Origin of the sequence: Serratia nevei, from assembly GCF_024160145.1 — a bacterium.
Taxonomy (GTDB): domain Bacteria; phylum Pseudomonadota; class Gammaproteobacteria; order Enterobacterales; family Enterobacteriaceae; genus Serratia; species Serratia nevei_A.
In genome coordinates this window covers 43,158-70,069 of the sequence record NZ_JAMYWQ010000027.1, presented here as the reverse complement: position 1 = coordinate 70,069, position 26,912 = coordinate 43,158, and the positions used below count along the sequence as shown (strand labels likewise).

The 26,912-nt window shown below is 60.2% G+C and carries 21 protein-coding genes, 1 tRNA gene and 1 pseudogene; 13 read left to right on the top strand and 10 right to left on the bottom strand.

What is annotated here, in order from left to right:
* Nucleotides 1-94 (top strand): IS3 family transposase (locus M6G53_RS17915; RefSeq protein WP_253333459.1); only part of this gene is annotated, 94 nt, incomplete at its 5' end.
* Nucleotides 95-160: 66 nt separating this feature from the next.
* Here the strand turns inward: M6G53_RS17915 and hldE are convergent.
* The 3 genes from hldE to M6G53_RS17900 form a co-directional block, all read right to left on the bottom strand.
* Entirely contained in the window at nucleotides 161-1,591 is a 1,431-nt protein-coding gene (gene hldE / locus M6G53_RS17910; RefSeq protein ID WP_049273811.1) for a bifunctional D-glycero-beta-D-manno-heptose-7-phosphate kinase/D-glycero-beta-D-manno-heptose 1-phosphate adenylyltransferase HldE, read from the bottom strand.
* Nucleotides 1,592-1,668: 77 nt separating this feature from the next.
* Nucleotides 1,669-4,506 (bottom strand): bifunctional [glutamate--ammonia ligase]-adenylyl-L-tyrosine phosphorylase/[glutamate--ammonia-ligase] adenylyltransferase, encoded by a 2,838-nt coding sequence (gene glnE / locus M6G53_RS17905; RefSeq protein ID WP_253333452.1) that lies wholly within the window; start codon nucleotides 4,504-4,506, stop codon nucleotides 1,669-1,671.
* 45 nt (nucleotides 4,507-4,551) lie between these two features.
* Nucleotides 4,552-5,859, bottom strand: coding sequence for a CYTH domain-containing protein (locus tag M6G53_RS17900; RefSeq protein WP_253333450.1), 1,308 nt, complete (start codon nucleotides 5,857-5,859; stop codon nucleotides 4,552-4,554).
* 278 nt (nucleotides 5,860-6,137) lie between these two features.
* Here M6G53_RS17900 and M6G53_RS17895 point away from each other — a divergent pair, with 278 nt between their 5' ends.
* Nucleotides 6,138-6,758 carry a TIGR04211 family SH3 domain-containing protein gene (locus M6G53_RS17895; RefSeq protein ID WP_019453078.1) on the top strand — a complete coding sequence of 207 codons (621 nt, stop codon included), beginning with the start codon at nucleotides 6,138-6,140 and terminating at the stop codon, nucleotides 6,756-6,758.
* A gap of 122 nt (nucleotides 6,759-6,880) precedes the next feature.
* Nucleotides 6,881-8,125, top strand: coding sequence for a multifunctional CCA addition/repair protein (locus M6G53_RS17890; protein WP_253333448.1), 1,245 nt, complete (start codon nucleotides 6,881-6,883; stop codon nucleotides 8,123-8,125).
* 39 nt (nucleotides 8,126-8,164) lie between these two features.
* On the opposite strand, the gene bacA is transcribed toward M6G53_RS17890, so the two are convergent.
* The gene (gene bacA / locus M6G53_RS17885) at nucleotides 8,165-8,989 is read right to left on the bottom strand and encodes an undecaprenyl-diphosphate phosphatase (protein ID WP_253333446.1); all 825 of its coding nucleotides are present in this window, start codon (nucleotides 8,987-8,989) and stop codon (nucleotides 8,165-8,167) included.
* A gap of 132 nt (nucleotides 8,990-9,121) precedes the next feature.
* Nucleotides 9,122-9,481, bottom strand: coding sequence for a bifunctional dihydroneopterin aldolase/7,8-dihydroneopterin epimerase (gene folB / locus M6G53_RS17880; RefSeq protein WP_253333444.1), 360 nt, complete (start codon nucleotides 9,479-9,481; stop codon nucleotides 9,122-9,124).
* Between the two features lie 107 nt (nucleotides 9,482-9,588).
* On the opposite strand from folB, the gene plsY reads away from it, so the two are divergent.
* The 4 genes from plsY (at nucleotide 9,589) to M6G53_RS17860 (ending at nucleotide 16,337) form a co-directional block, all read left to right on the top strand.
* Nucleotides 9,589-10,239: a glycerol-3-phosphate 1-O-acyltransferase PlsY gene (gene plsY, locus M6G53_RS17875; protein ID WP_253333442.1), complete on the top strand. Its 651-nt coding sequence runs from the start codon at nucleotides 9,589-9,591 to the stop codon at nucleotides 10,237-10,239.
* Nucleotides 10,240-10,464: 225 nt separating this feature from the next.
* Nucleotides 10,465-12,666 (top strand): ferrichrome porin FhuA, encoded by a 2,202-nt coding sequence (gene fhuA / locus M6G53_RS17870; RefSeq protein ID WP_253333440.1) that lies wholly within the window; start codon nucleotides 10,465-10,467, stop codon nucleotides 12,664-12,666.
* 149 nt (nucleotides 12,667-12,815) lie between these two features.
* Nucleotides 12,816-14,591 (top strand): ABC transporter ATP-binding protein, encoded by a 1,776-nt coding sequence (locus M6G53_RS17865; protein WP_253333438.1) that lies wholly within the window; start codon nucleotides 12,816-12,818, stop codon nucleotides 14,589-14,591.
* Nucleotides 14,592-14,594: 3 nt separating this feature from the next.
* Nucleotides 14,595-16,337, top strand: coding sequence for an ABC transporter ATP-binding protein (locus tag M6G53_RS17860; protein WP_253333436.1), 1,743 nt, complete (start codon nucleotides 14,595-14,597; stop codon nucleotides 16,335-16,337).
* Nucleotides 16,338-16,418: 81 nt separating this feature from the next.
* Here the strand turns inward: M6G53_RS17860 and tsaD are convergent, their stop codons facing one another.
* Nucleotides 16,419-17,432 carry a tRNA (adenosine(37)-N6)-threonylcarbamoyltransferase complex transferase subunit TsaD gene (tsaD, locus tag M6G53_RS17855; RefSeq protein WP_049198481.1) on the bottom strand — a complete coding sequence of 338 codons (1,014 nt, stop codon included), beginning with the start codon at nucleotides 17,430-17,432 and terminating at the stop codon, nucleotides 16,419-16,421.
* A gap of 325 nt (nucleotides 17,433-17,757) precedes the next feature.
* Between tsaD and rpsU the strand changes: the two genes are divergently transcribed.
* The 3 genes from rpsU (at nucleotide 17,758) to rpoD (ending at nucleotide 21,860) form a co-directional block, all read left to right on the top strand.
* Nucleotides 17,758-17,973 carry a 30S ribosomal protein S21 gene (gene rpsU, locus M6G53_RS17850; RefSeq protein ID WP_001144069.1) on the top strand — a complete coding sequence of 72 codons (216 nt, stop codon included), beginning with the start codon at nucleotides 17,758-17,760 and terminating at the stop codon, nucleotides 17,971-17,973.
* A 136-nt stretch (nucleotides 17,974-18,109) separates the two neighbouring features.
* Nucleotides 18,110-19,861, top strand: a complete 1,752-nt coding sequence (dnaG, locus tag M6G53_RS17845) for a DNA primase (RefSeq protein ID WP_253333434.1) — start codon at nucleotides 18,110-18,112, stop codon at nucleotides 19,859-19,861.
* A 157-nt stretch (nucleotides 19,862-20,018) separates the two neighbouring features.
* Nucleotides 20,019-21,860 carry an RNA polymerase sigma factor RpoD gene (rpoD, locus tag M6G53_RS17840; protein WP_253333432.1) on the top strand — a complete coding sequence of 614 codons (1,842 nt, stop codon included), beginning with the start codon at nucleotides 20,019-20,021 and terminating at the stop codon, nucleotides 21,858-21,860.
* A 74-nt stretch (nucleotides 21,861-21,934) separates the two neighbouring features.
* Here the strand turns inward: rpoD and mug are convergent, their stop codons facing one another.
* The gene (gene mug, locus M6G53_RS17835) at nucleotides 21,935-22,423 is read right to left on the bottom strand and encodes a G/U mismatch-specific DNA glycosylase (protein WP_253333431.1); all 489 of its coding nucleotides are present in this window, start codon (nucleotides 22,421-22,423) and stop codon (nucleotides 21,935-21,937) included.
* Between the two features lie 146 nt (nucleotides 22,424-22,569).
* Between mug and M6G53_RS17830 the strand changes: the two genes are divergently transcribed.
* A tRNA-Ile gene (locus tag M6G53_RS17830) sits at nucleotides 22,570-22,645 on the top strand.
* 122 nt (nucleotides 22,646-22,767) lie between these two features.
* The gene (aac(6'), locus tag M6G53_RS17825) at nucleotides 22,768-23,208 is read left to right on the top strand and encodes an aminoglycoside 6'-N-acetyltransferase (protein WP_253333428.1); all 441 of its coding nucleotides are present in this window, start codon (nucleotides 22,768-22,770) and stop codon (nucleotides 23,206-23,208) included.
* Here aac(6') and M6G53_RS17820 read toward each other — a convergent pair.
* Nucleotides 23,209-23,319 (bottom strand): annotated as a pseudogene (locus M6G53_RS17820) (HPP family protein); the annotation flags it as partial. It abuts the gene before it with no gap.
* Nucleotides 23,320-23,436: 117 nt separating this feature from the next.
* On the opposite strand from M6G53_RS17820, the gene yfcF reads away from it, so the two are divergent.
* Nucleotides 23,437-24,072, top strand: a complete 636-nt coding sequence (gene yfcF / locus M6G53_RS17815) for a glutathione transferase (RefSeq protein WP_253333426.1) — start codon at nucleotides 23,437-23,439, stop codon at nucleotides 24,070-24,072.
* A gap of 73 nt (nucleotides 24,073-24,145) precedes the next feature.
* On the opposite strand, the gene M6G53_RS17810 is transcribed toward yfcF, so the two are convergent.
* Both M6G53_RS17810 and M6G53_RS17805 read right to left on the bottom strand, forming a co-directional pair.
* Entirely contained in the window at nucleotides 24,146-25,387 is a 1,242-nt protein-coding gene (locus tag M6G53_RS17810) for an aromatic amino acid transport family protein (RefSeq protein WP_253333424.1), read from the bottom strand.
* Between the two features lie 58 nt (nucleotides 25,388-25,445).
* The gene (locus M6G53_RS17805; RefSeq protein WP_253333421.1) at nucleotides 25,446-26,900 is read right to left on the bottom strand and encodes an NAD-dependent succinate-semialdehyde dehydrogenase; all 1,455 of its coding nucleotides are present in this window, start codon (nucleotides 26,898-26,900) and stop codon (nucleotides 25,446-25,448) included.
* Nucleotides 26,901-26,912: the final 12 nt, after the last annotated feature.

The window sequence follows — 26,912 nt, the reverse complement described above, 5'->3', positions numbered from 1 at the left end:
CTACATTGATTACTACAACCATGACCGCCTCAGAGAGAAACTAAAAGGCCTGAGTCCGGTAGAGTATCGAACTCAGGCCACGAAGGCCGCCTGAATTTACATCGTCCAACTTATGGGGGGCAGTTCAACCGCGCGCCCTTGTTCTTTAGGTCGCCCGGCGTTAGCCGCGCCCGTCTTTGATCGCTTTGATGATGTTGGTGGTCGACAGGCCGTCTTCAAAGTTCAGCACTTTGACATCGCCGCCGTTGGCCCACACTTCCGCACTGCCGGCAATCTCTTCCGGTTTGTAATCACCGCCTTTCACCAGCAGATCCGGCAGAATGTCGGCGATCAGGCGCTGCGGCGTATCCTCTTCGAACGGCACCACCCAATCCACCGCTTCCAGCGCGCCCAGCACGATCATGCGGTTCTCCAGCGCGTTGACCGGGCGTGTTTCCCCTTTCAGGCGCTTGGTCGAGGCGTCGCTGTTCACCGCCACGATCAGGCGATCGCCCAGCTTGCGGGCATTGGCCAGATAGGAGACGTGGCCGGCATGCAGAATATCGAAGATGCCGTTGGTCATCACCACTTTCTCGCCGCGCTGACGCGCCTGCGCCACGGCGTGTTTCAACTGCGCTTCAGTCATCACGCCAAACCCGGTTTCGGCCCGGCCGCGCACCGCGTTTTCCAGCTCGATTGGCGACACGGTGGAAGTACCGAGCTTGCCCACCACCACGCCGGCGGCGGCATTGGCCAGGAAACAGGACTCTTCCAGCGAGTTGCCGGCGGCCAGCGAGGCGGCCAGCACGCCGATCACGGTGTCGCCGGCGCCGGTCACATCGAACACTTCCTGCGCCTGGGTCGGCAGGTGCAGCGGCTCAACGCCCGGCTGCAGCAGCGTCATGCCGTGTTCGGAACGGGTGACCAACAGCGCCGACAGCTCAAAATCCGCCACCAGTTTCATGCCGCGTTCCACCAGTTCCGCCTCATCCTTGCAGTGGCCCACCACCGCTTCGAACTCCGACAGGTTCGGCGTCAGCAGCGTCGCGCCGCGATAGCGCTCGAAGTCAGAGCCTTTCGGATCGATCAGCACCGGCACCTTGGCGGCGCGCGCCAGTTGGATCATGCCCTGCACCTGGCTGAGCGCGCCCTTGGCGTAATCGGACAGCACCAGCGCGCCGATCTGCGGCAGCGCCTGCTGAATGCGCTCCAGCATCGGCTGCGGATCGACGTTGGAGAAGCCTTCTTCGAAGTCGAGACGGATCAGCTGCTGATTACGCGACAGCACGCGCAGCTTGGTGATGGTCGGATGGGTCGGCACCGAGACGAAGTCGCAGCGTACATTGACTTCATTCAGCTTGGCGCTCAGCGCCCGCGCCGCATCGTCGATGCCGGTCAGGCCTACCAGGCGAGAATTGGCGCCCAGCGAAGCGATGTTCATCGCCACGTTAGCCGCGCCGCCGGGACGCTCTTCGATGGTATCGACCTTGACCACCGGCACCGGGGCTTCCGGTGAAATGCGGCTGGTCGGCCCATACCAATAGCGATCCAACATGACGTCACCGACCACCAGCACACCGGCGCGGCGAAAATCAGGCAGCGTAACTTTCATCCGATAACTCCAAAAAAGTACAAAATTTTAGTGGCGCAGATATTACCACAGACCGCCGGAATACCCGCAAAAAGGTATTAATCCAGCCATTTGGCCCAGCTGGCGCGCACCTGCTCGCGCTCGGCGGCGAACAGCCCGCTGCCGACCTTGCCGGAATGCTCCTGCAGCGCCAGGTGGTGGATCTCGTCGCGCATGGTGACATAGGCCTGGGCCAGCGCGCGCGCCTCCTCTTCCGGCATGATGTCGTAATTGGCCATCAGCTCGAAGATGCGCACGTTGTCCGACCAACGCGTCAGCCGCGGTTCACCCGGCGCATAGCGTAAGACCAGATATTGGGCGATAAATTCGATGTCGGTAATGCCGCCCTCATCGGTTTTGATATCAAACAGATCGCGCTGCTTGTTGCCGAGATGGTTGCGCATCTTTTCGCGCATCTCGCGCACTTCGCGCTTCAGGACCTCCGCATCGCGCGTCTTGCCCAGGATCTCGCGCCGGATCGCGTCGAACTGCTGATGCAGCGCCGGGTCGCCATGCACGATGCGCGCGCGCACCAGCGCCTGGTGCTCCCAGGTCCAGGCTTCGTTTTGCTGGTAATCGGCGAACGCCTCAACGGTGCTGACCAGCATTCCCGCGGCGCCGGAAGGCCGCAGGCGGGCGTCCACCTCATACAGAATGCCGGAGGAGGTGCGGGTGCTGAACAGATGCATCACCCGCTGCGCCAGCCGCAGGTAGAACTGGCGGCCGTCGATGCAGCGATCGCCGTCGGTCATCACCTCCGGCGGGCAATCCAGCAGGAATACCAGATCGAGATCGGAACTGTAACCCAGCTCCCAGCCGCCCAGCTTGCCGTAGCCGATCACCGCAAAACCGCGCCCTTCGCGCTCCTGCAGATGGGTCGGTTGGCCGTAGCGCGCCACCATGTCGCTCCAGGCCTGCTGCACCACCGCGTCGATGATCGCCTCCGCCAGATAAGTCAGGTGGTCGCTCACTTTCATCACCGGCAGCGCGCCGGCGATATCCGCCGCGGCGATGCGCAGCTGCTGCGCCTGTTTGAACTGGCGCAGCGCCTCCAGCTTTTGCTCTTCGTCGTCTTCCGGCACCCGCAACAGATACTGGCGCAGCTCGCTGCGGTAGGCGTCCAGCGCCACCGGCTGATACAGCGTGGCCGGATCCAGCAGTTCGTCCAGCAACAGCGGATAGCGCGACAGCTGGTTGGCGACCATCGGCGACGCGGCGCACAGGCGGATCAGATGGCTGAGCGCCGCGTGATACTCCACCAGCAGCTCGAGGTAGGTGGTACGGGTGACGATGCTGAGCAGCAGCTGCGCCAGCCGCACCAGCGCGGTCGGCGCGTCCTGGCGCGGGCATACCTCCGCCAGCAGGCGCGGCATCAGCTGATCGAGCACGTCGCGGCCGCGCGGGCCGATGGTGCGCTTGTCGACGTCGTGGCGGAAATCGGCGATGGTGCGCAGCATCTGTCGGCGCCCCTCTTCGTCGAGGTGCGGCGTCAGCGGCGCCAGCTCGTTTTCTTCCAGCGCGTCCTGCCACAGGCTGTGGTAATGCTGATAGTCGGGATCTTCGCCGACATCCGGGCTATCGTCGCCGATCAGGTCGTCGAACACCGCCCGCACCGCCTGCATGTGCAACTCCAGCGCCGCCATCAGCGTCGGCCAATCCGCCTGCCCCATGCCGTAGGCCAGCCGCGCCTGATCGAGCGCATCCTGCGGCAGCGTCTGGGTTTGCTGATCGCCGATCGCCTGCAGCAGATTCTCCAGCCGCCGCAGGAACAGGTAGGCGGCGCTCAGCGCCCGCACCTGCTCGGCCTCCAGCAGCCCCAGCTCACCCACCGCCTGCAGCGTCGGCAGCAGCGAACGCCCCTGCAGCGCCAGCTCACGGCCACCGCGGATCAGCTGGAATACCTGGGTGATGAATTCGATTTCGCGAATGCCGCCGGCGCCCAGCTTGATGTTGTCCTTCAGGCCGCGCCGCCGCACTTCACGGGCGATCATGCCCTTCATGTTGCGCAGCGACTGAATGACGCTGAAATCGATATAGCGGCGGAACACGAACGGCCGCAGCGTTTTGCGCAGCTCCTGGCTGTAAGCGTCTTCCGCGCCGCCCATCAGGCGCGCCTTCACCATCGCATAGCGTTCCCAGTCGCGCCCCTGCTCCTGGTAGTAATCCTCCAGCGCCGCAAAGCTCATCACCAACGGGCCGCTGTCGCCGAACGGCCGCAGCCGCATGTCGACGCGATAGACGAAGCCGTCGATGGTCTGCTGATCCAGCGCCTTGATCAGCCGCTGGCCGAGGCGGGTGAAGAACTGGGCATTGTCCAGCTCGCGCCGCCCGCCCTGGGTTTGGCCATTTTCCGGGTAGGCGAAGATCAGATCGATATCCGACGAGAAGTTCAGTTCGCCGCCGCCCAGCTTGCCCATGCCGAGGATCAGCAGCGGCTGCGGTTCGCCGGCGGCGTTGCACGGCGTGCCCCACTCGCGGCAGCAGGTTTGGTACAGCCAGTCGCGCGCGCTGACGATCAGCGTTTCCGCCAGCCCGCTCAGCTGCAGCAGCGTTTCTTCGGTCGAACACAGCCCCTGCGCCTGCGCCCAGGCGATGCGCACCAGCGTTTCGCGGCGAAACAGACGCAGCGTGCGCATCAGCTGCGCCTCATCGCGCACCTCTTCCAGCTCGTCCTGCAGCCAGGCGGCATAGTGTTGCCACTCGCCGGGCGCCGGCGGCTGTTCGCGCAGCGTCGCCAGCCAGGCCGGCTGGGCGATCAGCGCGTCGCTGACGAAGTCGCTCGACGCCAGCACCCACTGCTCCTGCTCGCTGAAGGCGCTGTCCGCGCCGTGAACTTCCTGAAAACGCTGCACAACCTGCTGTGCCTGAGCCTGTAACGCGGCTGAAAGTGGCGACATAGTGTATGACCCGTTCTGCGGCCCACGGCTGGCGGGCCGGCTGGATTAACGAAGCGCGCCGTTTAACCAGAATGGCGCATGCGATAAGGCCTGTTTGCGGCTGGCTTCATACCAGCCCTGACGGCGCTCGCTCAGCGCCGCCTGCAGCTCGCGCCAGGCCTCGATATAAGGGCCGGTCTGCTCGTCGGGGTAGGCGCCCGCCAGCAGGACCAGCGCCGCAATCTGACGCGTCAGGCGCGGCAACTGTTCCTGATATTCATCTTCGTTCAGCATACGGCCGAAGGCTTCTTTCAGCTCCGCGCCGCTGCGCCCCAGCATGATGTCGCTGAAGCGCTTGAAAGAACCGTCCAGTTTGGCCTGCGCTTTGGCGTCGATAAACGGCCGCCAGGCGCCGCTCACCAGCCATGATGTGAGCGCCAACTTACATTGCAGGTAGGCGGCGCTGTAGCACAGGGCCTCTGGTTGCGCGGCTTTGTCCGCCAACAGCGGTTCGAGCTCGGTCAGACGGGCGCGCAGATCGGCGCTGGCCTTGCGCGGCACCAAACCGCCGAAGATCACCAGCGCCTGGCGAATCGTTCCGACCGCCTCAATCACCGAAGCGCGCGCCTGTGCGTCGCCGCGCAGCCACAGCTCTTCGTGGTACTGCCAGTGGCTCAGCGCCAGCTCGAAGGCGGCGATCATTCCCTGCTCCACGGTCGCCTTCGCCGCCGGCTTCAGCACCCGCAGCGGGCGCACCTCGCGCGGTGGATTGCCCTGCGCCAGGTGGTAACCGCGCGCCGCCTTGCTCAGGCTGCCCTGACGCAGCCCGCCGTGCGCCGCCAGCTCACCGGCCAACGCCAGCAGATCGGCGGTATTGCCGTTCAGCAGCTCCAGCTCGATCTCACTCAGGGCCTCGCTGAGCTCACCAGCGCGCACTTCGCCCTGGTCCAGGCCAATCTCGATCTCGCTTTGGCCGTAAGTAACCACCCACTTCTCTCGCACGAAATCGGTACGGAACAGCGGCTGCAACGCCTGCTGCAGCGCCGTGATATCGCAATCCTGCGGCCAAATGTCGGCAGGGAACTGCGCCAGCGCCAGCTGCGGCTCGGCGATAGCGACATTGTATTCCGGGCGCTGATGCAGGCCGCCCACCACTTTACCGGCGGTTTTGATGGTCATCTCATAGCGATCGTCGTAACCGCGAATGCGCAGCCCCATGTCGTGACGGCGCAGGACGTTGTCGGCCGTTTCGAAGTAAATATTGGTCAGCTTTTGCGGCGCGGAATGCTGATGCGGCCAGGCGGCGAGCCATTGTGGCAATGCGGCCACCGCTTGCGGCGCGGCGATGAATTTCAGTTCAATTTCAACGGTCATAATTCTTTAACACCAATAAGTTACGCATTCACGTCGGTTTCAGCGTGGCGCGCTTGGCCCGCCGTATGCTGCCCACTGACGCACAGTTGCCGTTATCTTACCGCGATTCCCGGCGCCTTAACCCTGCTAACTGTAGAAAAAACCTGTTACGTTATAAAACGCTGCGCAACTCACAGAATCGGCCACAGTAAGATAGTTCTCATTCCGGTTTTGGCGTTGCGTCGTCAGACTGAACGCTCTACTATCGTTCCATAAATTCACCCAGAAACGATGAACTAATGCAGAAATTACGCCTGATTTGCCTTGCCGCGCTGAGCTTCAGCATCACTTGGGCCGCACATGCCGAAGATAAACGCTATATCTCCGATGAGTTAAGCACTTACGTCCATAGCGGCCCAGGTAATCAGTACCGTATTGTCGGCACTCTGAACGCCGGTGAAGAAGTCACTCTGCTGAGCGTTAACGACAGCACCAACTACGGCCAGATCCGCGATCCGAAAGGCCGCACCACCTGGATCCCGCTCGATCAGCTCAGCCAGACGCCAAGCCTGCGCACCCGCGTGCCCGAGCTGGAACAGCAGGTGAAAACCCTGACCGACAAGCTGGCCAACATCGACAACACCTGGAACCAGCGTACCTCGGAAATGCAGGAGAAAGTCGCGGGCAGCGACAGCACCATCAGCAGCCTGCAGAAGGAAAACCAGGATCTGAAAAACCAGCTGGTGGTCGCGCAGAAGAAGGTCAACGCCGTTAACCTGCAGCTCGACGACAAACAGCGCACCATTATCCTGCAGTGGTTCATGTACGGCGGCGGCGTCGCCGGCGTCGGTTTGCTGCTGGGCCTGCTCTTGCCGCACCTGATCCCGCGCCGCAAGAACAACAACCGCTGGATGAACTGATCTCAGTATCGTTCAGTTTGACTATGGGCGCCTGCGGGCGCCCTTTTCATTGGCGCCGACATCCCGCGGCCAATTCATGTAATCTGATAGACAGAGCCTTACACGATATTCAGGAGTCAACAGTGCAGATTTATCTGGTCGGCGGCGCCGTTCGCGACAGCCTGCTCAATATTCCGGTGGTCGATCATGATTGGGTGGTGGTGGGCGCCACGCCGGCGGAGCTGCTGGCATTGGGCTACCAGCAGGTTGGCAAAGATTTCCCGGTGTTCCTCAACCCCGACTCCCACGAGGAGTACGCGCTGGCGCGCACCGAGCGCAAATCCGGCCAGGGGTACACCGGTTTTACCTGCTATGCCGCGCCGGACGTGACGCTGGAAGAAGATCTGCTGCGGCGCGATCTGACCATCAACGCCATCGCCCGTTCCGCCGAAGGGGAACTGATTGACCCTTACGGCGGCGTGGCCGATCTGCAGACGCGCGTGCTGCGCCACGTTTCCGCCGCGTTCGGCGAAGATCCGCTGCGCGTATTGCGTGTGGCGCGCTTCGCTGCCCGCTTCGCCCATCTGGGTTTTCGCATTGCCGACGAAACGCTCGCCCTGATGCGCCGGATGGCGCACAGCGGTGAACTGGCCGCGCTGACCGCCGAACGCGTCTGGAAGGAAACCGAAAAGGCGCTGCAAAGCCAGAGCCCGCAGGTCTATTTTCAGGTGCTGCGCGACTGCGATGCGCTGGCGGTGCTGTTCCCGGAAATCGACGCGCTGTTCGGCGTACCGGCCCCCGCCAAGTGGCACCCGGAGATCGATACCGGCGTGCACACGCTGATGGCGCTGGCGATTGCCGCCCGCCTCACGCCGGAGGTGGACGTGCGCTTCGCCACCCTGTGTCATGACCTAGGCAAAGGGTTGACGCCGAAAGCGTTCTGGCCGCATCACCACGGCCACGGCCCGGCGGGCGTGCGGCTGGTCGAAGCCCTGTGCCAGCGGCTGCGGGTGCCCAACCCGGTGCGCGATCTGAGCAAGCTGGTGGCTGAATATCATGACCTGATCCACACCGTGAACAAGCTGCGGCCGGAAACCCTGCTGAAGCTGTTCGACGCCATCGACGTCTGGCGCAAGCCCCAACGGCTGGAGCAGATGATCCTGACCAGCGAAGCGGACGCGCGCGGCCGCACCGGCTTTGAGGAGAACCCTTATCCGCAGGGCGACTATCTGCGCCAGGCGTATCAGGTGGCGAACGCGGTGTCGATTAAAGAGGTGGTGGCCAGCGGGCTGCAGGGCACTGCGATCCGCGACGAGCTCAAACGCCGCCGCCAGCAGGCGCTGGCCGACTGGAAACTCAGCCAAGCGATTATCAACGATCAGGCATAAAAAAACCCCGCAGAGCGGGGTTTTTTCTTGGCGTCGGGCTTACAGGAATACCATGTAAACCACGGCCGCCACGATAAAGCGGTAGATGGCGAACGGCACGAACGAGATGCGCTTGATCAGCGACAGGAAGGTCTTGATCGCAATCAGCGCCACCACGAAGGCAGTAATGAAACCGACGGCAAACATCGGCAGATCGCCCCAGCTCAGGAAGTGCAGGCTCTTGTACAGATCCAGGCCGCTGGCGCCGATCATCATCGGCACCGCCAGGATGAAGGAGAACTCGGACGCCGCATAGCGGTTTACGCCCACCAGCATGCCGCCGGCGATGGTGGAACCCGAACGGGAGAAGCCCGGCCACAGCGCCAGACACTGGAAGCAGCCGATCATGAACGCCTGGCGGTAGGTGATGTCATCCAGCCCTTCCGCACTCGGTTTCTTCGGCTTCAGCCATTCCGCCGCCAGCAGCAGCAGGCCGCCGACCACCAACGCGTACATCACGTTTTTCGGCGCGAACAGCGACTTGATGAAATCATGGAAGGCCAGGCCCAGCACCACCGCCGGGATCATCGCCAGCAAGATGTGCCCCAGCTTCAGCTGGCCGCCGGTTTTGCCTTCGTGCTCCACCGGCCTGCCGCCGAAATGGATGCCGATCAGGCCGAACAGCCGGCGCCAGAACATCACTACCACCGCCAGGATTGACCCCAGCTGGATGATGACTTCAAAGGTTTTGGCTTTGTCGCCGGTAAAGCCCAGCCACTCGCCGACGATGATCATATGTCCGGTGGAAGAAACCGGCAGAAATTCGGTTAATCCTTCGACAACCCCGAGAACAAACGCAATAAACAGTGAATGCATGTCAGCCATGTGCTTCGCTCACCCCATAAAATAACGGCTATCACATAAAAAAGCGGCAGTGCTTGAAGACAATGCCGCTAAAACAATTCTCAGGATTAAGACCAGGTTAACGGCCTTTCGTTGCAAGCAGATGACATAAAATCATGCGGGACGAATGCCGCGCTCAATGATCACGCCGACCCGATTGGCATGTGCTACAGCGCCCGGTTTGCTGACCTTAATACGGACCCAGGGGGAATTGAAGCGCTGAAGCAAAATTTCGGATATTTCCTCCGCCACTCGCTCTACCAGCGCAAAGCGGTTCGACTCAACGTGTTGGATCACCGCGTCGCTGACGTCGGCATAGCTCAGACAGTCGGTTACGTCGTCGCTGGCGGCGGCCGGCCGGTTATCCCAGCCCATTTCGATATCGAACACCAGCTTCTGACGAATGCCCTGTTCCCACTCATAAACGCCAATGGTGGTAATTACGGTAAGCTCTTCAATAAATACGATATCCATCACGTCATTCTCTGTTTTTGGCCTTGCCGGATACCACTTCCAGCGGAATGTGCGTATTATCCATAGATGTTGCGAGTAAAACGACCATTATTAAACGGAACCGCGTTATGAGTGCTACCGCGCTTGGCATGATTATCTTCGCGTATCTGTGCGGCTCGATTTCCAGTGCGATCCTGGTTTGCCGGATCGCCAGGCTGCCGGATCCGCGCGAACATGGCTCAGGAAATCCCGGGGCGACCAACGTCCTGCGCATCGGCGGCCGGCTGGCGGCGGCGGCGGTGCTGGTGTTCGATATTCTGAAAGGGATGTTGCCGGTTTGGCTGGCCTACAAACTCGATGTGCCGCCGCTGTACCTCGGCCTGACGGCGATCGCCGCCTGCCTGGGGCACATCTATCCGGTGTTCTTCCACTTCCGCGGCGGCAAAGGCGTGGCGACGGCGTTTGGTGCCATCGCGCCTATCGGCTGGGATCTGACCGGCCTGATGACCGGCACCTGGCTGCTGACGGTGCTGCTCAGCGGCTACTCTTCGCTCGGCGCCATCGTCAGCGCGCTGATCGCGCCATTCTACGTCTGGTGGTTCAAACCGCAGTTCACCTTCCCGGTGGCGATGCTCTCCTGCCTGATCCTGATGCGACATCACGACAACATTCAGCGCCTGTGGCGCGGCCAGGAAGGCAAGATCTGGGGCAAGTTCCGCAAGAAGAAACCCGACGTGGCCGAGTCGGACGAGAAAACCGACCACACGAAGCAACCTTGATCGAGACGGCGATGCCAATCCGCCATCGCCAAATTCTTAGGGTCTGAGCCCTTCCTCCACACTCAGACCCCAGCCCCGCCCCTCCCCAACCGCGTTTTTTCCGTTCGAGGCCACACGCTGGGCCGCCGTAATGCAAACGCATGAATTGCACAAAGCCACAATCGATAACAATTATCATTTCAAGAATACAAGCATTATCATTTATGAATATGGACTCTCTTTGCAATGTCTATGAATACAAGCTCGCCCCTCATAAAAAGAACCCCTAATCTTCTGATTTTGCTGGCGGGAATATTCACCACTTCGGCGAGTTATGCGGCAACAGAGAACGAAGACGCCATTACCGTGATGAGCGAACGAAACAGGGATGAAGAAGCGATAGGCTCTAACGGCACTTACGCTGCCAAAAGCAGCGTCACAGCAACCAAAACCAGCACCCCATTGATAAAAACCCCGCAATCTATTTCCGTCATTACGGAAGAGGAACTGCAAACTCGCCACCCCGATAGCATCAAGAACGCACTGAACCAAACACCGGGCATCATGACGGGAAATAACGGCAGTTCGTCCCTTTTTGATAGTGTGATGATCCGTGGCTTCAATGACGTCAGCCAAAATATTTACCTGGACGGTTTGAAACTCCAGGGGGACATGTATGCGGACAGTAAAGTTGACCCGTATTTTTTACAGCGGATAGAAGCGCTGCGTGGCCCGGCCTCGGTGCTGTACGGTAAAAGCAACCCGGGTGGTGTCATTGCCGCCATCAGCAAGCGCCCGCAGCTTCGGCCTTTGCATGAGGTGCAATTACAGGCGGGCAATCGCCATGAATGGAAAACGCAGTTTGATTTCAGCGATGCCTTGGATGATGAACAAACGTTGGCTTACCGTTTAGTCGGCAATTATTTCGCCTCGCACAGCCAGCAAAAGGGGGAGCGTGAAAAGCGCTACGCCCTCGCCCCCTCATTGCTCTGGCAGCCTTCGGAAAGAACATCGATATTATTCCAGCTGTCGATGCAAAACGAACCGCGTACCGGTTATTACGGTTGGCTGCCGCGTATTGGCACGCTCACTGCCGGCGCCTTTGGTAAATTGTCGCCTTCATTCAACGAGGGCGAAGCGGATTATAACCGTTTTTCCCGTCAACAGCGGATGGTGGGCTATCAACTCGATCACGCTTTCAATGACCATTGGTCGCTCCATCAAGCCGTGCGCTATCAACACACGAAAATTCACTGGCGCAGTATTTACGGCAATGGCCTTTGCACGCCATTATTCTGTCGAGAAATCACCCCGCATTATTTAGACACCACATTATCCCGTGCCGCGATCGCCGATGACGAGCGGCTAAATGGCCTCACCAGCGACACCCGGTTGGAAGCCAGGCTCAGCGCCGGAGCCTGGCGCCACACGCTCTTGCTAGGGATTGACTATTCGCAGCTGCGCAATGATATACAAAACAAAATGGGGACTGCCGCACCGCTGAATTTACTCGCGCCACAGTATGGTAATCATAATGTGAGCTATTTCAGCGATACGCATACCCTCAACAAAAACTATCAGTCCGGGGTGTATCTGCAAGATCAGGCTGAATGGGAAAATTGGATATTCACGCTGGGCGGGCGCTTTGATCACAGCGTCGTTAAAAGCCGTAGCGACAGCAACCTCACCCGAGAAAGTGCCGCCCCCCGTACCAAGAACAATGAGTTTACCTGGCGCAGCGGCATAAATTATGTCTCTGATAACGGGTTATCACCTTATATCAGCTACAGCGAATCTTTTGAACCCAATGGCGGCGTAACGCGTACGAGCAACCTGTTCAAACCCTCCTATGGCAAACAGTATGAAGCGGGAATCAAATTCATTCCTGACAACCGTCCGATTTCTGCCTCTATCGCCGCATTCCAGTTAACCAAAAGCAATAATTTGCGGCGCGATACCATCAATCCCAATTACAGTGTGCAACAGGGAAAAATCAGATCGCGAGGCATTGAGATTGAAGGTAAAGCCGCATTAACCTATAACCTCAATATGTTCGCCAGCTATACCTATACTCATGCGCAATTCCGTGACGATACTGAGCACCAGGGAAAAACACCGGCAATGGTGCCAAAACATATGGCCAGCCTCTGGGCCGACTATACCGTCAATACAGGTGTCATGAATGGGCTGAGCATCGGCGCAGGCTCTCGCTATATCTCCAGCACGCCGGGCGATGATGAAAACAGCTTCAACGTGCCGAGCCACACTGTTTTTGATACCGCGATTAAATACCCGCTCAATGATCTTCCCGGATTGGAAAGCGCAGAGATTGCATTAAACGTAAACAACCTGTTTGATAAACATTATGTCTCCTCGTGCTTCACCGGCAATACCTGCTCATGGGGAGCAGAACGTCAAATTATTACAACGCTAACGTTCCATTGGTAATCAATGACACATATTTTTTATTTTCATTCGCACATTGAATTATTTTCCGCGTCATTAAAGACGAGCAATAACCGGCGGTGAATTTCCCGCTTATTCCTTCTTGACCCGTTAAAGGCCAAGATCCCTTTTATATTCCTTTGGGAGTTTTTATGAGTAGCGAGCAAACTGGGGAAAAAAAACCTGGCCCAATTGGACGACTGCTGCGGCCGATACGTGGAAGCCTCATTATCGCCGCCGTCATGGCGGCGATCGGCACCGCATTTACACTGGTGCCATTGGCCGGCATCGCCCATATCGCGGTAATTGTCTTAGACAACCGCGAAGCGGGCGCTTTACCATCGCCAAGCGGGCTGGGGAACGATGTCTTCTGGTGCCTGCTCAGCCTGTTCTTCGGCCTGGCGATCGTCACCGGCGCCGAAGTGCTGGCCCACCTGGCCGATAACCGCCTCACCCACCACCTGCGGATTACGGCGGCCCGACGCCTGGCGCGAGTCCCGCTGGGCTGGTTCAGCAATCGTGCGTCGGGTGAAGTCAAACAGGCGATGCAGGACGATATCGGCACGCTGCACGATCTCACCGCCCACTTTTTCACCACCCTTGGGCGTACCCTCGGCGCCATGTTGATTTCCGTTATCTACATGTTCGTGATGGACTGGCGCATGGCGATCGTCTCGATCATTCCCTTCGTTCTGTTTTTCATCATCTTCGGCGCAGCCCAGAAAGCAGCAGCGCCGCATATGGGCGAGTTCGTCAAAGGATTGGGCCGCATCAATAACGCCGTTGCTGAATTCGTTAACGGCATTCCGGTGATCAAAACCTTCAGCGGCAGCGGCAAAGCCCACAGCAGCTACCGTGAAGCCATCTCCTCCTTCACCCAGCTTTTCACGCGCGCCATGAGCCCGGTCGTCAAGACGGTCGCGTTAGCCAACGCCATCGTCGCGCCGGTGACCGTGCTCGGCGTGGTGTTGGTTTTTGGCACTTTGTTCGTGGCGCTGGGCTGGCTGACGCCAGTAAACGTCTTGCCGTTCGCCCTGATCGCGCCGGGCATTTCTGCCCCGTTGCTGTTGATGGGGTTCATTACCCACGGCCTGCGCAACGCCACCGGCGCGGCGGAGCGCATCCAGGCACTGCTGGATACGCCCTTGTTAACACAAACCGAACGGCCGACGTCGCCGCAGGATACCGAGATCCGCTTCGAACGCGTCGGGTATGGCTACCACGACGAAAACCGCGTGCTTTCCGATATCAACCTCAGCTTGAAACCCGGCAGCGTCACCGCCATCGTCGGCGCATCCGGCGCGGGCAAATCGACGCTGGCACGCTTGCTGTTGCGTTTCTTCGATCCCTGCGAAGGCCGTATCACGCTCGGCGGGGTCGATCTGCGGCAGTTGGACAGCGCCACGCTGTATCGCCATATCGGCTTCGTGCTGCAGGATGTCCAGCTGATCCACGCCAGCCTGCGCGATAACATTGCGCTTGGCCGCCCGAATGCCAGCATGCAAGAAATCGAAGCCGCCGCCAGAGCCGCCAATATCCACGAACACATTCTCGGTCTGCCGCGTGGCTACGACGCCGTGTTCGGCGAAGATGCGCAGCTCTCCGGCGGGGAACAGCAGCGCATCAGCATAGCTCGCGCGGTATTGCTGAATCCGCCGATTCTGGTGCTCGACGAAGCCACCGCCGCCGCTGACGCAGAAAATGAGTGTCTCATCCAGGAAGCGCTGTCCGCTTTTGCCAAAGAACGCACGCTGCTGGTGATAGCCCACCGCTTGGACACCATCATGTACGCCGATCGCATCGTCGTCCTTGAAGAGGGGCAAATTCGCGAACAGGGCAGCCACAGCGAGCTGCTGGCCGGCAAAGGCCGCTATGCCAAGCTCTGGGCGGCGGGCGGCTACGAAAACACCCTGAATCAGGAGGGCTGAAACATGTTAAAAACATTTATGCGGTTGCTGGGCGATGATGCCTCCATATTCCGTCGTTATATCGCCATGGCCGTTCTGTATGGCATCTGTTGCGGTTTGACGGTGGCCACCCTGGCGCCGATCGTCAGCCATCTGCTGCTGGGAGAACTTGCCTCGGCCGCCGGGTGGCTGGCGGTGCTTTCGGTCGGTGTGCTGGTGAGCTGGCTGCTGCGCAAACACGTCGATTTCTCCGGGATGAACGTGGGCTCCTCACTGTTGCTAACCGCGCGCCAGCGCATTGGCGATCATGTCGCTACCCTCCCAATCGGATGGTTTACCCCCGCGAACACCGCCCGGCTCAGCCACGTCGTTTCGCAAGGGGTGATGCAAGTGGCGCAACTCCCCGCGCATTTATTTACCCCGATCATCAGCGGGCTGGTCACGCCGCTGGTGCTGGTGGCAGCCCTTTGTCTGTTGCAATGGCAGATGGGAGTGCTCGCATTGGCGGCGCTGCTGCCGATCGCCGGCATCTTCATACTGTCGACGCGCCTTGGCGTCCAGGCCGACGAAGCCTTCCATCAGGCATCCGCCCAGACCAGCCAACGTATGGTGGAATTTGCCCAGGCGCAGTCGGTTCTGCGCGCCTTTAACGGCGAAAATGGCGGCACCCGCTTCCTGGAGCACGCCATCGATCGGCAGCATCAATCAGGGAAGCGGCTGATTTACATCTCTACGGCGTCCGTTGTGCTCAATTCCTGGGCAGTACAACTGACCTTTGCCGCTTTGTTTATCACCGCAGCCGCCCTGCTCAGCCCCATGCTGGGCAATCCCGCCGCCATCGGCAGCGCGATCGGCACCGTGATCGCGCTGATGCTGGTCGGCCGCTTCATCGATCCGTTACTGGACGTCGCCGGCTATGCCGAAGCCCTGCGCAGCGCGCGCGGCCAGTTGGATGCCGTCAATGATATTCTGGCCGTTGAACCTTTGCCTGAAACGCATCAGGCGCAACAGCCGCGCGACGGCTCGTTAGACGTTCGTCACGTTTCGTTCCGCTATGCGCCGGAACAAGCGCCGGTATTGCGGGAGATCTCTTTTAAGGCGGCACCGGGCACCATGACCGCACTGGTTGGGGCTTCCGGCTCAGGCAAAACCAGCCTGATACGTCTGCTCGCCCGTTTCTTTGATGTCACGGACGGCGCCATCATGCTCGGCGGCGCCGACATACGCCGGATCCCTGCGACACAGCTGACGGATCAGATCAGCCAAATCTTCCAAAATACCTACCTGTTCCAGGGCAGCATTGCCGACAATATTCGCCTCGGCAAACCATCGGCGAGCGAGGAAGAACTGATGACGGCCGTCGAACAGGCCGGCGCCGCGGAAATCATTCAGCGCCTGCCGCAGGGGCTCGATACGCAGGTAGGGGAAGGCGGCGCCCGGCTCTCCGGCGGTGAACGCCAGCGCATTGCTATCGCCCGTGCGCTCCTGAAAGATGCCCCGATTTTGTTGGTTGATGAAGCCACCGCCGCTCTGGATCCGGAAAACCAGGCGATCATTGCCGACACCCTCGCCCGCCTGCGCGGCAAGAAGACGCTGATCGTCATCGCTCACCAGCTGTCTACCATCGCCATGGCCGACCAAATCCTGGTGCTGGAGAACGGCGAGATCGCCGAACGCGGCACCCATGCTCAACTCGACGCTTTGGGGGGCCGCTACGCGCACTTTATTACCCAACGCCATCGTACCAAAGGCTGGCGTATCGCTTAATGCGCTGAATTTCCTGCCTGAAAAAACAGAAGGCTCCCATTCAGGGAGCCTTCTGCACAACAGGCTGGAAACCGTACCGCGTTATACCGCAGGCAGCTCTGCCAGCGGCCAGCGCGGCCGCACCGAAACGCTCAGTTCCGGGCTGGCGCCGCTCTTCAGGCGCACCATGCCGGCATAGGCGATCATCGCGCCGTTGTCGGTGCAAAATTCCGGGCGGGCATAGAACACCTCCCCACCGCGCTTGTGCATCATCTCCGCCAGCTTGGCGCGCAACGTGCGGTTGGCGCTCACGCCGCCGGCCATCACCAGGCGTTTGAAACCGGTTTGCTCCAGCGCGCGTTTGCACTTGATTGCCAGCGTATCCACCACCGCATCCTCGAAGGCGCGGGCGATGTCGGCACGCGTCTGATCGTCGTTGCCGTTGGAGCGAATGGTGTTGGCGGCGAAGGTTTTCAGCCCGGAGAAGCTGAAGTCCAGCCCCGGACGATCGGTCATCGGCCGCGGAAAGGTGAAACGGCCCGCCGTGCCCTGCTGCGCCATCTTCGACAGCATCGGCCCGCCGGGGTAATCCAGACCGAGCAGCTTGGCGGTTTTGTCGAACGCTTCGCCGGCCGCGTCGTCGATCGATTCACCCAGCAGTTCATACTCACCGATACCGGTGACGCTGATCAGCTGAGTATGGCCGCCGGAAACCAGCAGCGCGACGAACGGGAACGCCGGCGGGTTATCTTCCAGCATCGGCGCCAGCAGGTGGCCTTCCATATGGTGCACCGGCACAGCCGGCACGTTCCAGGCGAACGCCAGCGCGCGCCCCACGGTCGCGCCGACCAGCAGCGCCCCCACCAGGCCCGGCCCGGCGGTGTAGGCCACGCCGTCGATGTCGGCCGGGGTCAGGTTGGCCTCTTTCAGCGCCGCCTGAATCAGCGGCACGGTTTTACGCACGTGATCGCGGGAGGCCAGTTCCGGCACCACGCCACCGTAGTCGGCGTGCAGCTTCACCTGGCTGTATAATTGGTTGGCCAACAAACCGGTTTGATCGTCATACACTGCAATTCCGGTTTCATCGCAGGACGTTTCTATACCCAGTACTCGCATTACATTTCCCATCATTCACGTGCGGCCGCCAGTCTACCACATTCCGCCGCATTTACCGCCGGTGCGGCGCATCTTGTCACCGGCTCGCGCCTATGTCGATGATTCATCCAGAAAATGCCCAGGCGATTAAACACGAGCATTTTTTTCTGATTAGTCTATAATCAGCGCCCGGTGCAAAATTGCGCACGTTGCGGCAGAGCGACGCGGGTTTCAATTTGCGGTGGTGCTTTACAAAGCAGCATCCATTGGAGTAAAATTCCGCACCATTTTGAAAAGGCTGGCGCTTGGCCAGCAGCAAACCGAATTTTATTGAGGTGAGAGGCACATGCCGGTAATTAAAGTACGTGAAAACGAGCCATTTGACGTTGCTCTGCGTCGTTTCAAACGCTCTTGCGAAAAAGCGGGTGTTTTAGCTGAAGTTCGTCGTCGTGAGTTTTATGAAAAACCAACTACCGAACGTAAACGCGCTAAAGCTTCTGCTGTGAAACGTCACGCGAAGAAACTGGCTCGCGAAAACGCACGCCGCACTCGTCTGTATTAATTCTTCGGGGGCAACCCCACCGCGTGAATTTCTGATTTTCAAAATCGCGCAGACCGAGTAGTTGCATACGAAGGCCGTGCTTTCCGAAAGGAATGCGCGGCTTGTTCTCGTTTATAGGCTAATGAAGTAAGGGCTTATGGCTGGACGAATTCCGCGCGTATTTATCAATGACTTGCTGGCTCGCACCGACATCGTCGATCTGATCGACGCTCGCGTGAAGCTCAAGAAGCAAGGCAAGAACTACCACGCGTGCTGTCCGTTCCACCACGAAAAGACGCCTTCATTTACCGTTAATGGCGAAAAGCAGTTTTATCACTGTTTCGGGTGTGGTGCGCACGGCAACGCCGTCGACTTTTTGATGAATTACGACCGACTCGAGTTTGTCGAAACCATCGAAGAACTGGCGACCATGCACGGGCTGGAAGTGCCTTACGAGGCGGGCACCGGGCCAACCCAGATCGAACGCCATCAGCGCCAGAGCCTGTACCAACTGATGGAACAACTCAGCGCATTCTACCAACAGTCACTGCAGCAGTCCTCCGGGGCACCGGCGCGCAGCTATTTGCAACAGCGCGGATTAAGTGACGACGTTATTCGCCATTTCGCCATCGGTTTCGCGCCGGCGGGATGGGACAACGCCCTGAAGCGTTTCGGCCGCGATGCCGACTCACGCCGCGCATTGAACGATGCCGGCATGCTGGTGACTAACGATCAGGGGCGTTCGTACGACCGTTTCCGCGAACGGGTGATGTTCCCCATCCGCGACAAGCGCGGACGCGTGATCGCCTTCGGCGGCCGCGTATTGGGCGACGGCATGCCGAAGTACCTGAACTCGCCGGAAACCGAAGTTTTCCATAAGGGCCGCCAGCTGTACGGCCTGTATGAAGCACAGCAGAACCACCCTACCCTGCAGCGGCTGCTGGTGGTGGAAGGGTATATGGACGTGGTGGCGTTGGCGCAATTCGGCATCGATTATGCCGTCGCCTCGCTCGGAACCTCGACGACGGCTGAACACATTCAGCTGCTGTTCCGCGCCACCGACAACGTCGTCTGCTGTTACGACGGCGACCGCGCCGGCCGCGAAGCGGCCTGGCGAGCGCTGGAAACCGCGCTGCCGTACCTGAACGACGGGCGCCAGCTGCGGTTCATGTTTTTGCCCGACGGCGAAGATCCGGACACCCTGGTGCGCAAGGAAGGCAAAGAAGCCTTCGAACAGCGAATGGAGCAGGCGCAGCTGCTGTCCACGTTCCTGTTCGAAAGCCTGCTGCCGCAGGTGGATCTGAGCAGCCCGGACGGACGCGCCAAGCTGAGCACGCTGGCGCTGCCGCTGATTACTCAGGTGCCGGGCGAAACGTTGCGCTTGTACCTGCGTCAGGAGCTCGGCAACAAGCTGGGGCTGCTGGACGACAGCCAGCTCGACAAGCTGATGCCCAAGCAGGTTGAAAATGCGAATCCTTATCAGGCGCCCCAGCTAAAACGCACAACCATGCGTATACTAATAGGGTTACTGGTGCAAAATCCGCAGTTGGCTACACTTGTACCTTCTCTTGAAGGGTTACAACACGCCAAACTGCCAGGTTTACCGCTATTCAGCGAGCTGGTGGACCTTTGCCTGGCTCAACCTGGAATAAAAACGGGCCAGATCCTGGAAGAATACCGGGATACAAAGTTCAGCGCTAACCTTGAAACTTTGTCTGCCTGGAACGATATATCAGATACAGAGATTGCAGAAAGAACCTTTCTGGACTCCCTGAATCATATGTTCGACTCTGTGCTCGAACAACGGTTAGAAGAGTTACTGGCACTCTCCCGTACGCAGGGCTTGACCCCTTCAGAGCGAGAAGAAGTTCGTATGATCAACGAGTCAAGAGCAGGAAAGAGAAACTGAATACCAAACGGCTTAAGTGCCGATAATTGCGAGGGCAGAGCCCTGCACAGTGCCGCCATAGTGGGCCGCGGCGATAACGAAAACGCCCCAAATGCTATTGTTGGCGGTTTCGCCGACCGACACCAACCTAAATACTCTGAAGTGTGGATACCGTCTTATGGAGCAAAACCCGCAGTCACAGCTGAAGCTACTTGTCACCCGTGGTAAGGAGCAAGGCTATCTGACCTATGCTGAGGTCAATGACCATCTGCCGGAAGATATCGTCGACTCCGATCAGATCGAAGACATCATCCAGATGATTAACGACATGGGCATCCAGGTGATGGAAGAAGCACCGGACGCCGATGACCTGCTGCTCGCCGAAAACTCGAACAGCACGGACGAAGATGCGGAAGAAGCCGCCGCACAGGTTCTGTCCAGCGTGGAATCCGAAATCGGCCGCACCACCGACCCGGTGCGCATGTACATGCGCGAAATGGGTACCGTCGAACTGCTGACGCGCGAAGGCGAAATCGACATCGCCAAGCGCATCGAAGACGGCATCAACCAGGTGCAGTGCTCGGTTGCCGAATACCCGGAAGCCATTACCTACCTGCTTGAGCAGTATGATCGCGTCGAAGCGGGCGAAGCGCGCCTGTCCGATCTGATCACCGGCTTCGTCGATCCTAACGCGGAAGAGGACATCGCCCCCACCGCTACCCACATCGGTTCTGAACTGTCGAGCGAAGAGCAAGACGACGACGACGAAGATGAGGACGCCGAAGACGACGACACCGAAGACGACAACAGCATCGATCCTGAGCTGGCGCGTCAGAAGTTCGCCGAGCTGCGCGATCAGTATGAAGCGACGCGTCTGGTGATCAAGAAGAACGGCCGCAGCCACGCCAGCGCCGCGGACGAGATCCTGAAGCTGTCTGAAGTGTTCAAGCAGTTCCGCCTGGTGCCGAAACAGTTCGACTTCCTGGTCAACAGCATGCGCACCATGATGGACCGCGTTCGCACCCAGGAACGCATCATCATGAAGCTGTGCGTTGAACAGTGCAAAATGCCGAAGAAAAACTTCGTTACTCTGTTCGCAGGCAACGAAACCAGCGACTCCTGGTTCGAAGCCGCACTGGCGATGGCCAAGCCCTGGTCGGAAAAGCTGAAAGACGTGACTGAGGACGTGCAGCGCAGCCTGCAGAAACTGCGTCAGATCGAAGAAGAAACCGGCCTGACCATCGAGCAGGTCAAAGACATCAACCGTCGCATGTCGATCGGTGAAGCGAAAGCCCGCCGCGCGAAGAAAGAGATGGTTGAGGCCAACCTGCGTCTGGTTATTTCTATCGCCAAGAAATACACCAACCGCGGCCTGCAATTCCTGGATCTGATCCAGGAAGGCAACATCGGCCTGATGAAAGCGGTAGACAAGTTCGAATACCGCCGCGGCTACAAGTTCTCGACGTACGCCACCTGGTGGATCCGTCAGGCTATCACCCGCTCCATCGCCGACCAGGCGCGCACCATCCGTATTCCGGTACATATGATTGAGACCATCAACAAGCTCAACCGTATTTCGCGCCAGATGCTGCAAGAGATGGGCCGCGAGCCGACGCCGGAAGAGCTGGCCGAGCGCATGCTGATGCCGGAAGACAAGATCCGCAAGGTGCTGAAGATCGCCAAAGAGCCCATCTCGATGGAGACGCCGATCGGCGACGACGAAGATTCGCATCTGGGCGACTTCATCGAGGATACCACCCTCGAGCTGCCGCTGGACTCCGCGACCTCGGAAAGCTTGCGTTCCGCCACTCACGACGTGCTGGCCGGCCTGACCGCGCGCGAAGCGAAAGTGCTGCGCATGCGTTTCGGCATCGACATGAACACCGACCACACGCTGGAAGAGGTAGGCAAGCAGTTTGACGTTACCCGTGAACGTATTCGTCAGATCGAAGCCAAGGCGCTGCGCAAGCTGCGCCACCCAAGCCGCTCCGAAGTGCTGCGCAGCTTCCTGGACGACTAAGTCCGGCTGCCGCACCAAAAACAAAAACCCCGGCCTGCCGGGGTTTTTTTATGCCCTGAATACGCCCCGCCGCCTCATTGCAACGCCAGGAACAACTCGCGATAGCTGGCGGTAAGCTGCTCCAGCGTGGCGCGGTTCAATCCGCTGGGGTTGGGCAATACCCACACCTCGGTCTGCCCCAGCATCAGCGCCTGCTTGCCCCAGGGCGCGTTTTTCACCCCGAAGGCGGTGGTAAACGCCTGCTTGCCTAAAATCGCCAGCGCGCGCGGCTGATAGCGCAGGATCTTCTCTTGCAGCACCTCGCCGCCACTGCGCAGCTCGTCGCGCGACAGCTCGCTGGCCGCCACCGTCGGGCGCGCCACCAGCGCGGTGATGCCGCAGCCGTTGTCCTTCAGCCGCTGCCACTGCTCCGGCGCCAACTGGCGCTCGGTAAAGCCGGCCTGATGGATCACCTTCCAGAAGCGATTGCTGCCGTTGGCGAAAGGGTAGCCCTGATGGGCGGAAGAAAGGCCGGGGTTGATGCCGCAAAACACCACCCGCAGGTTGGGCGCCAGAAGTTCCATGAGTGTCGTGAGTCCATTACAGGGATTTACTGCGGTTATCGCAAAATCCGCCAGCAATTACAACAGGCTATAACTGCACAGAAAAGCAACATACGGGCCGGTAACAGTAGACCGATGCTTAAGGATTCCCTATAATCTCGCGGCTTGGCCCCTTAGCTCAGTGGTTAGAGCAGGCGACTCATAATCGCTTGGTCGTTGGTTCAAACCCAACAGGGGCCACCAAATTTTAGCTGTTTTCACAGCCTTACAAGCCATCCTGTCCGGGGTGGCTTTTTTGTTTCCCGCTGCCGTGCCACACTTCTCTTTCGGCATTCCTGATTAATTCCGACTCATAAGGACCCCGCATGATCGTCATCTGCGACCACGACAACCTCGACGCCTGGCTGGCGCTGCGCACGGCGCTGTGGCCGTCCAGCTCGCCTGAAGAGCACCGCGCGGAAATGCGCGAAACGTTGGCTTCACCGCACCACACCGCGTTTATGGCGCGAGGGTTGGATGGCGCTTTCGTCGCCTTTGCCGAGGTCGCGCTGCGCTACGATTACGTCAACGGCTGCGAATCGTCGCCGGTGGCGTTTCTGGAAGGGATTTATACCGCCGAACGCGCCCGCCGCCAGGGCTGGGCCGCGCGCTTGATCGCACAGGTGCAGGAGTGGGCGAAGCAGCAGGGGTGCAGCGAGCTGGCGTCGGATACCGATATCGCCAACCTGGACTCCCAACGCCTGCATGCGGCGCTGGGCTTTGCCGAAACGGAACGGGTGGTGTTTTACCGTAAAACGCTGGGCTGATCAGGCAGCGTTGCTTTGCCGCTGATGCGCCAGCTGCCTGGCGCGCAGCAGCCTCTTCTGCAGATCGTCCTCGTCGATATCGAGCAGCGCCCCCTCCATCAGCACCTCGTGCCGATGGCCACCGCCGCCGTACGCCGCGCCATCAAACAACTTTTGGTCTAACAGATTGATCTTTAGCCTTCCCTCGACAATGATGAATGTTCGCCCCTTAACCCCGAGGAACCGCCGATGTCTCAACCGAACACCGAGCTTTACACCGACAGTGAATTTTTCAGCCCGTACGCCATGTCCGCCTTTGTCGTGCTGACGGAAAAAGGCATTCCGTTCACCGTGCACCCGGTGGATCTGGCGAAGGAAGAGAATAAGGAGGCGGCCTACGCGGCGCTGTCGCTCACCCGCCGGGTGCCGACGCTGGCGATCGGCGAGTTTCAACTGTCGGAATCTTCGGCGATCGCCGAATACCTGGAAGACATCCACCCGGCCCACGCCGTGTACCCGCGCGACGTGAAGCTGCGTGCCAAGGCGCGCGAGATCCAGGCTTGGCTGCGCAGCGATCTGCTGCCGATACGCGCCGAGCGCTCGACCGAGGTGGTGTTCAACAACGGCAAGTTCCCGCCGTTGTCCGAAGCCGCGCAGGAGGCCGCGCGCAAGCTTTTCGCCGCCGTGGAAAAGCTGCTGAGCCACGGGCAGGACAATCTGTTCAGGGAGTGGTGCATCGCCGACACCGATCTGGCGCTGATGCTCAACCGGCTGGTGATGCACGGCGATCCGGTGCCGGAGCGCGTGCGCCACTATGCGCATAAGCAGTGGCAACGCCCGTCGGTGCAAGCCTGGCTGGCGCTGTCGGCCAAGCGGCGCGCCTGAGAAAAAAATCGGCGGCCACGACGCCGCCGTTCTCAATGCCGAGAAACAACATCACTGCTTGAGGGAAGGTAAATCACCATCCAGAGGGCAGATAGCCTAACAATGAAGCGATGGCGTACACCGCGCTGCCCAGGTACAGCAACACAATGCTGACCTGCAGCAGCGGATGCGTGATCCAGTTACACTGCCAGCGTGGGGTCTGGTCGCCCTGTTTGCGTGCGCCACGCAGGATCAGCATCGGCATGATCGACAGGATCACCCCGCTGAACACCCCGGCGAAGTAGAGCGCGTTGACGAACGACACCAGCCCGCTGTAAGCCAGCACGAACGGCGGCACCACTACCAGCAGCAGCACGCCGAAGCGGCGCAGTGGCAGTTCGTCGTTGCCCAGCCGGAACTGGTCGAAAATATTGGTCAGGAAGCTGCCGCCCAATCCCCAGTACGAGGTCAGCATCGCGCACAGCGCGAAGATGTTGGCGGAGAAGAACGCCCACTGCCCCAGCGCCTGGCCCCAGGAGATGGTGGCCACGTCGGAGATGTCATCCAGCCCGCTGAGCGCGATCACCGACATCGGCACCGCCGCCAGCAAAATGAAGGTCACCACCATGCCGACGATGATCGCCTTCGGCAGTTGCTCAGGCTTGTCGGCAAAGCCACGCGCCATTTCCGGCACGATGTACTGCGCCGAGAAGCAGAACACCACCACGTTGAACACCGGCACCATATAGCGCCAGTCGCCGTCCAGCAGGTTGCGCATCTGGGTGGTGTCTTTCAGCAGCGTCGCCGCCACCAGCGCGGTCAGCATCACCACCATGCCGATGCTGATGAACTTCTCGCCGCGGCCGATCGCTTTCAAACCGAGGTACAGCACGCCGGCGGCGGGCACGAAGAACAGCAGGCTGCCCAGCGCCGGCGAGATGCCGAACAGCGATTGCAGCAGCTTGCCGCTGCCGGTCATGTAGGCGGTAAGCGCCCCGACGCTGTTGACGCACACCGAAGCGAACATCAGCCAGGCGCCCAGGCCGCCGACGTAGCGCTTCGCCAGCCCGCTCAGCTGCAGATGCGCGCGGGTGCGCAGCGTGGATTCGGCGACGTACAGCATGGTGATGGTGGTCAGACTCCCCACCAGCACCAGCCAGAACAGCAGCGGCAGGAAACCGGCCTTGCTGGAGGCGTAGGCGATGGAGAGCACCCCGGCGCCGATGTTGGTGCCGACGATCATCGCCACCCCTTCAAGGAAACTTAACGATTTGGCGGGTGCAGGTGCTCGCACCCCGGCGGCAAGCGCCGGAGAAACAGAGATATTATCAGACATGCATCATCCTTTATCGCCCGGCGACGCTGGCCGCCGGGATGGGTTAACGTCCTGACGTTCAACAGCTCACATCGATACACAGGTATTTCAGCTCCAGATATTCTTCTATCCCGTAGCGCGATCCTTCACGCCCGAGCCCTGACTGTTTCACGCCGCCGAACGGCGCCACTTCGTTGGAAATCAGCCCGGTGTTGATGCCGACCATGCCGTACTCCAGCGCTTCCGGCACGCGCCACTGGCGCGCTGCGTTCTGCGTGAACAGGTAGGCGGCCAGGCCGAATTCGGTGTCGTTGGCCATGGCGATGGCTTCCGCCTCGTCATGGAAGCGGAACAGCGGCGCCACCGGTCCGAAGGTCTCTTCTTTGGCGAAGCGCATCTTCTGCGTCACGCCGGTCACCACCGTCGGCTGGAAGAAGGTGCCGCCGAGCGCATGCGGCTGGCCGCCGGTGGCGATCTGCGCCCCTTTGATCAGCGCGTCATCGATATGGCTCTGCACCTTCGCTACCGCATCGCTGTCGATCAGCGGCCCCTGGGTAGTGCCTTCCTGGCTGCCGTCGCCGACTTTCAGCTGCTCGACCGCCGCCACCAGTTTCTCCGCCAGCCGCTCGTAGATGCCGTCCTGCACGTAGATGCGGTTGGCGCACACGCAGGTCTGGCCGCTGTTGCGGAACTTGGAGGCCATGATGCCCGCCACCGCCGCGTCCAGATTGGCGTCGTCGAACACGATGACCGGCGCGTTACCGCCCAGCTCCAGCGACAGTTTCTTGATGCTCGGCGCGCACTGCGCCATCAGGATGCGGCCGACCTCGGTCGAACCGGTAAAGCTCAGCTTGCGCACCACCGGGCTGTCGCACAGTACCTTGCCCACCTGCGCCGCTTCGCCGGTCACCACCTGCAACACGCCGGCGGGAATACCGGCGTCCTGCGCCAGCTTGGCCAGCGCCAGCGCGGTCAACGGCGTTTGCTCGGCCGGTTTGACGATGATGGCGCAACCGGCCGCCAGCGCCGGCGCCACCTTGCGGGTGATCATCGCCGCCGGGAAGTTCCACGGGGTGATGGCCGCGCACACGCCGATCGGCTGCTTCACCACCACCAGCCGCTGCGAAGCCTGCGGCGCCTGCAATACCGCGCCGTCCACCCGCTTGGCCTCTTCGGCGAACCAGGTGATGAACGACGCGGCATAGGCCACTTCGCCGCGCGCTTCCGCCAGCGATTTGCCCTGCTCGGCGGTCATCAGCTGCGCCAGATCTTCCTGGGCGGCCAGCACCTTGTCGGCCCAGGCCAACAGCAGCGCGGAACGCTGCCTGGCGGTCAGCTGTTTCCACTCGTTTTGCGCCCGCTGCGCCGCCGCGATCGCCTGCTGGGTTTCCTCTTCGCTGACCAGCGGAATGCTGGCCAGTTCGGCGCCGGTGGCCGGGTTGATCACCGCTTCGCGCTTGCCGCTCAGGGCATCGCACCATTCGCCGTTGATCAGACACTGGCTGCGCAGCAGCTCGGGATTGTTCAATTTCATGCCGTTCGCTCC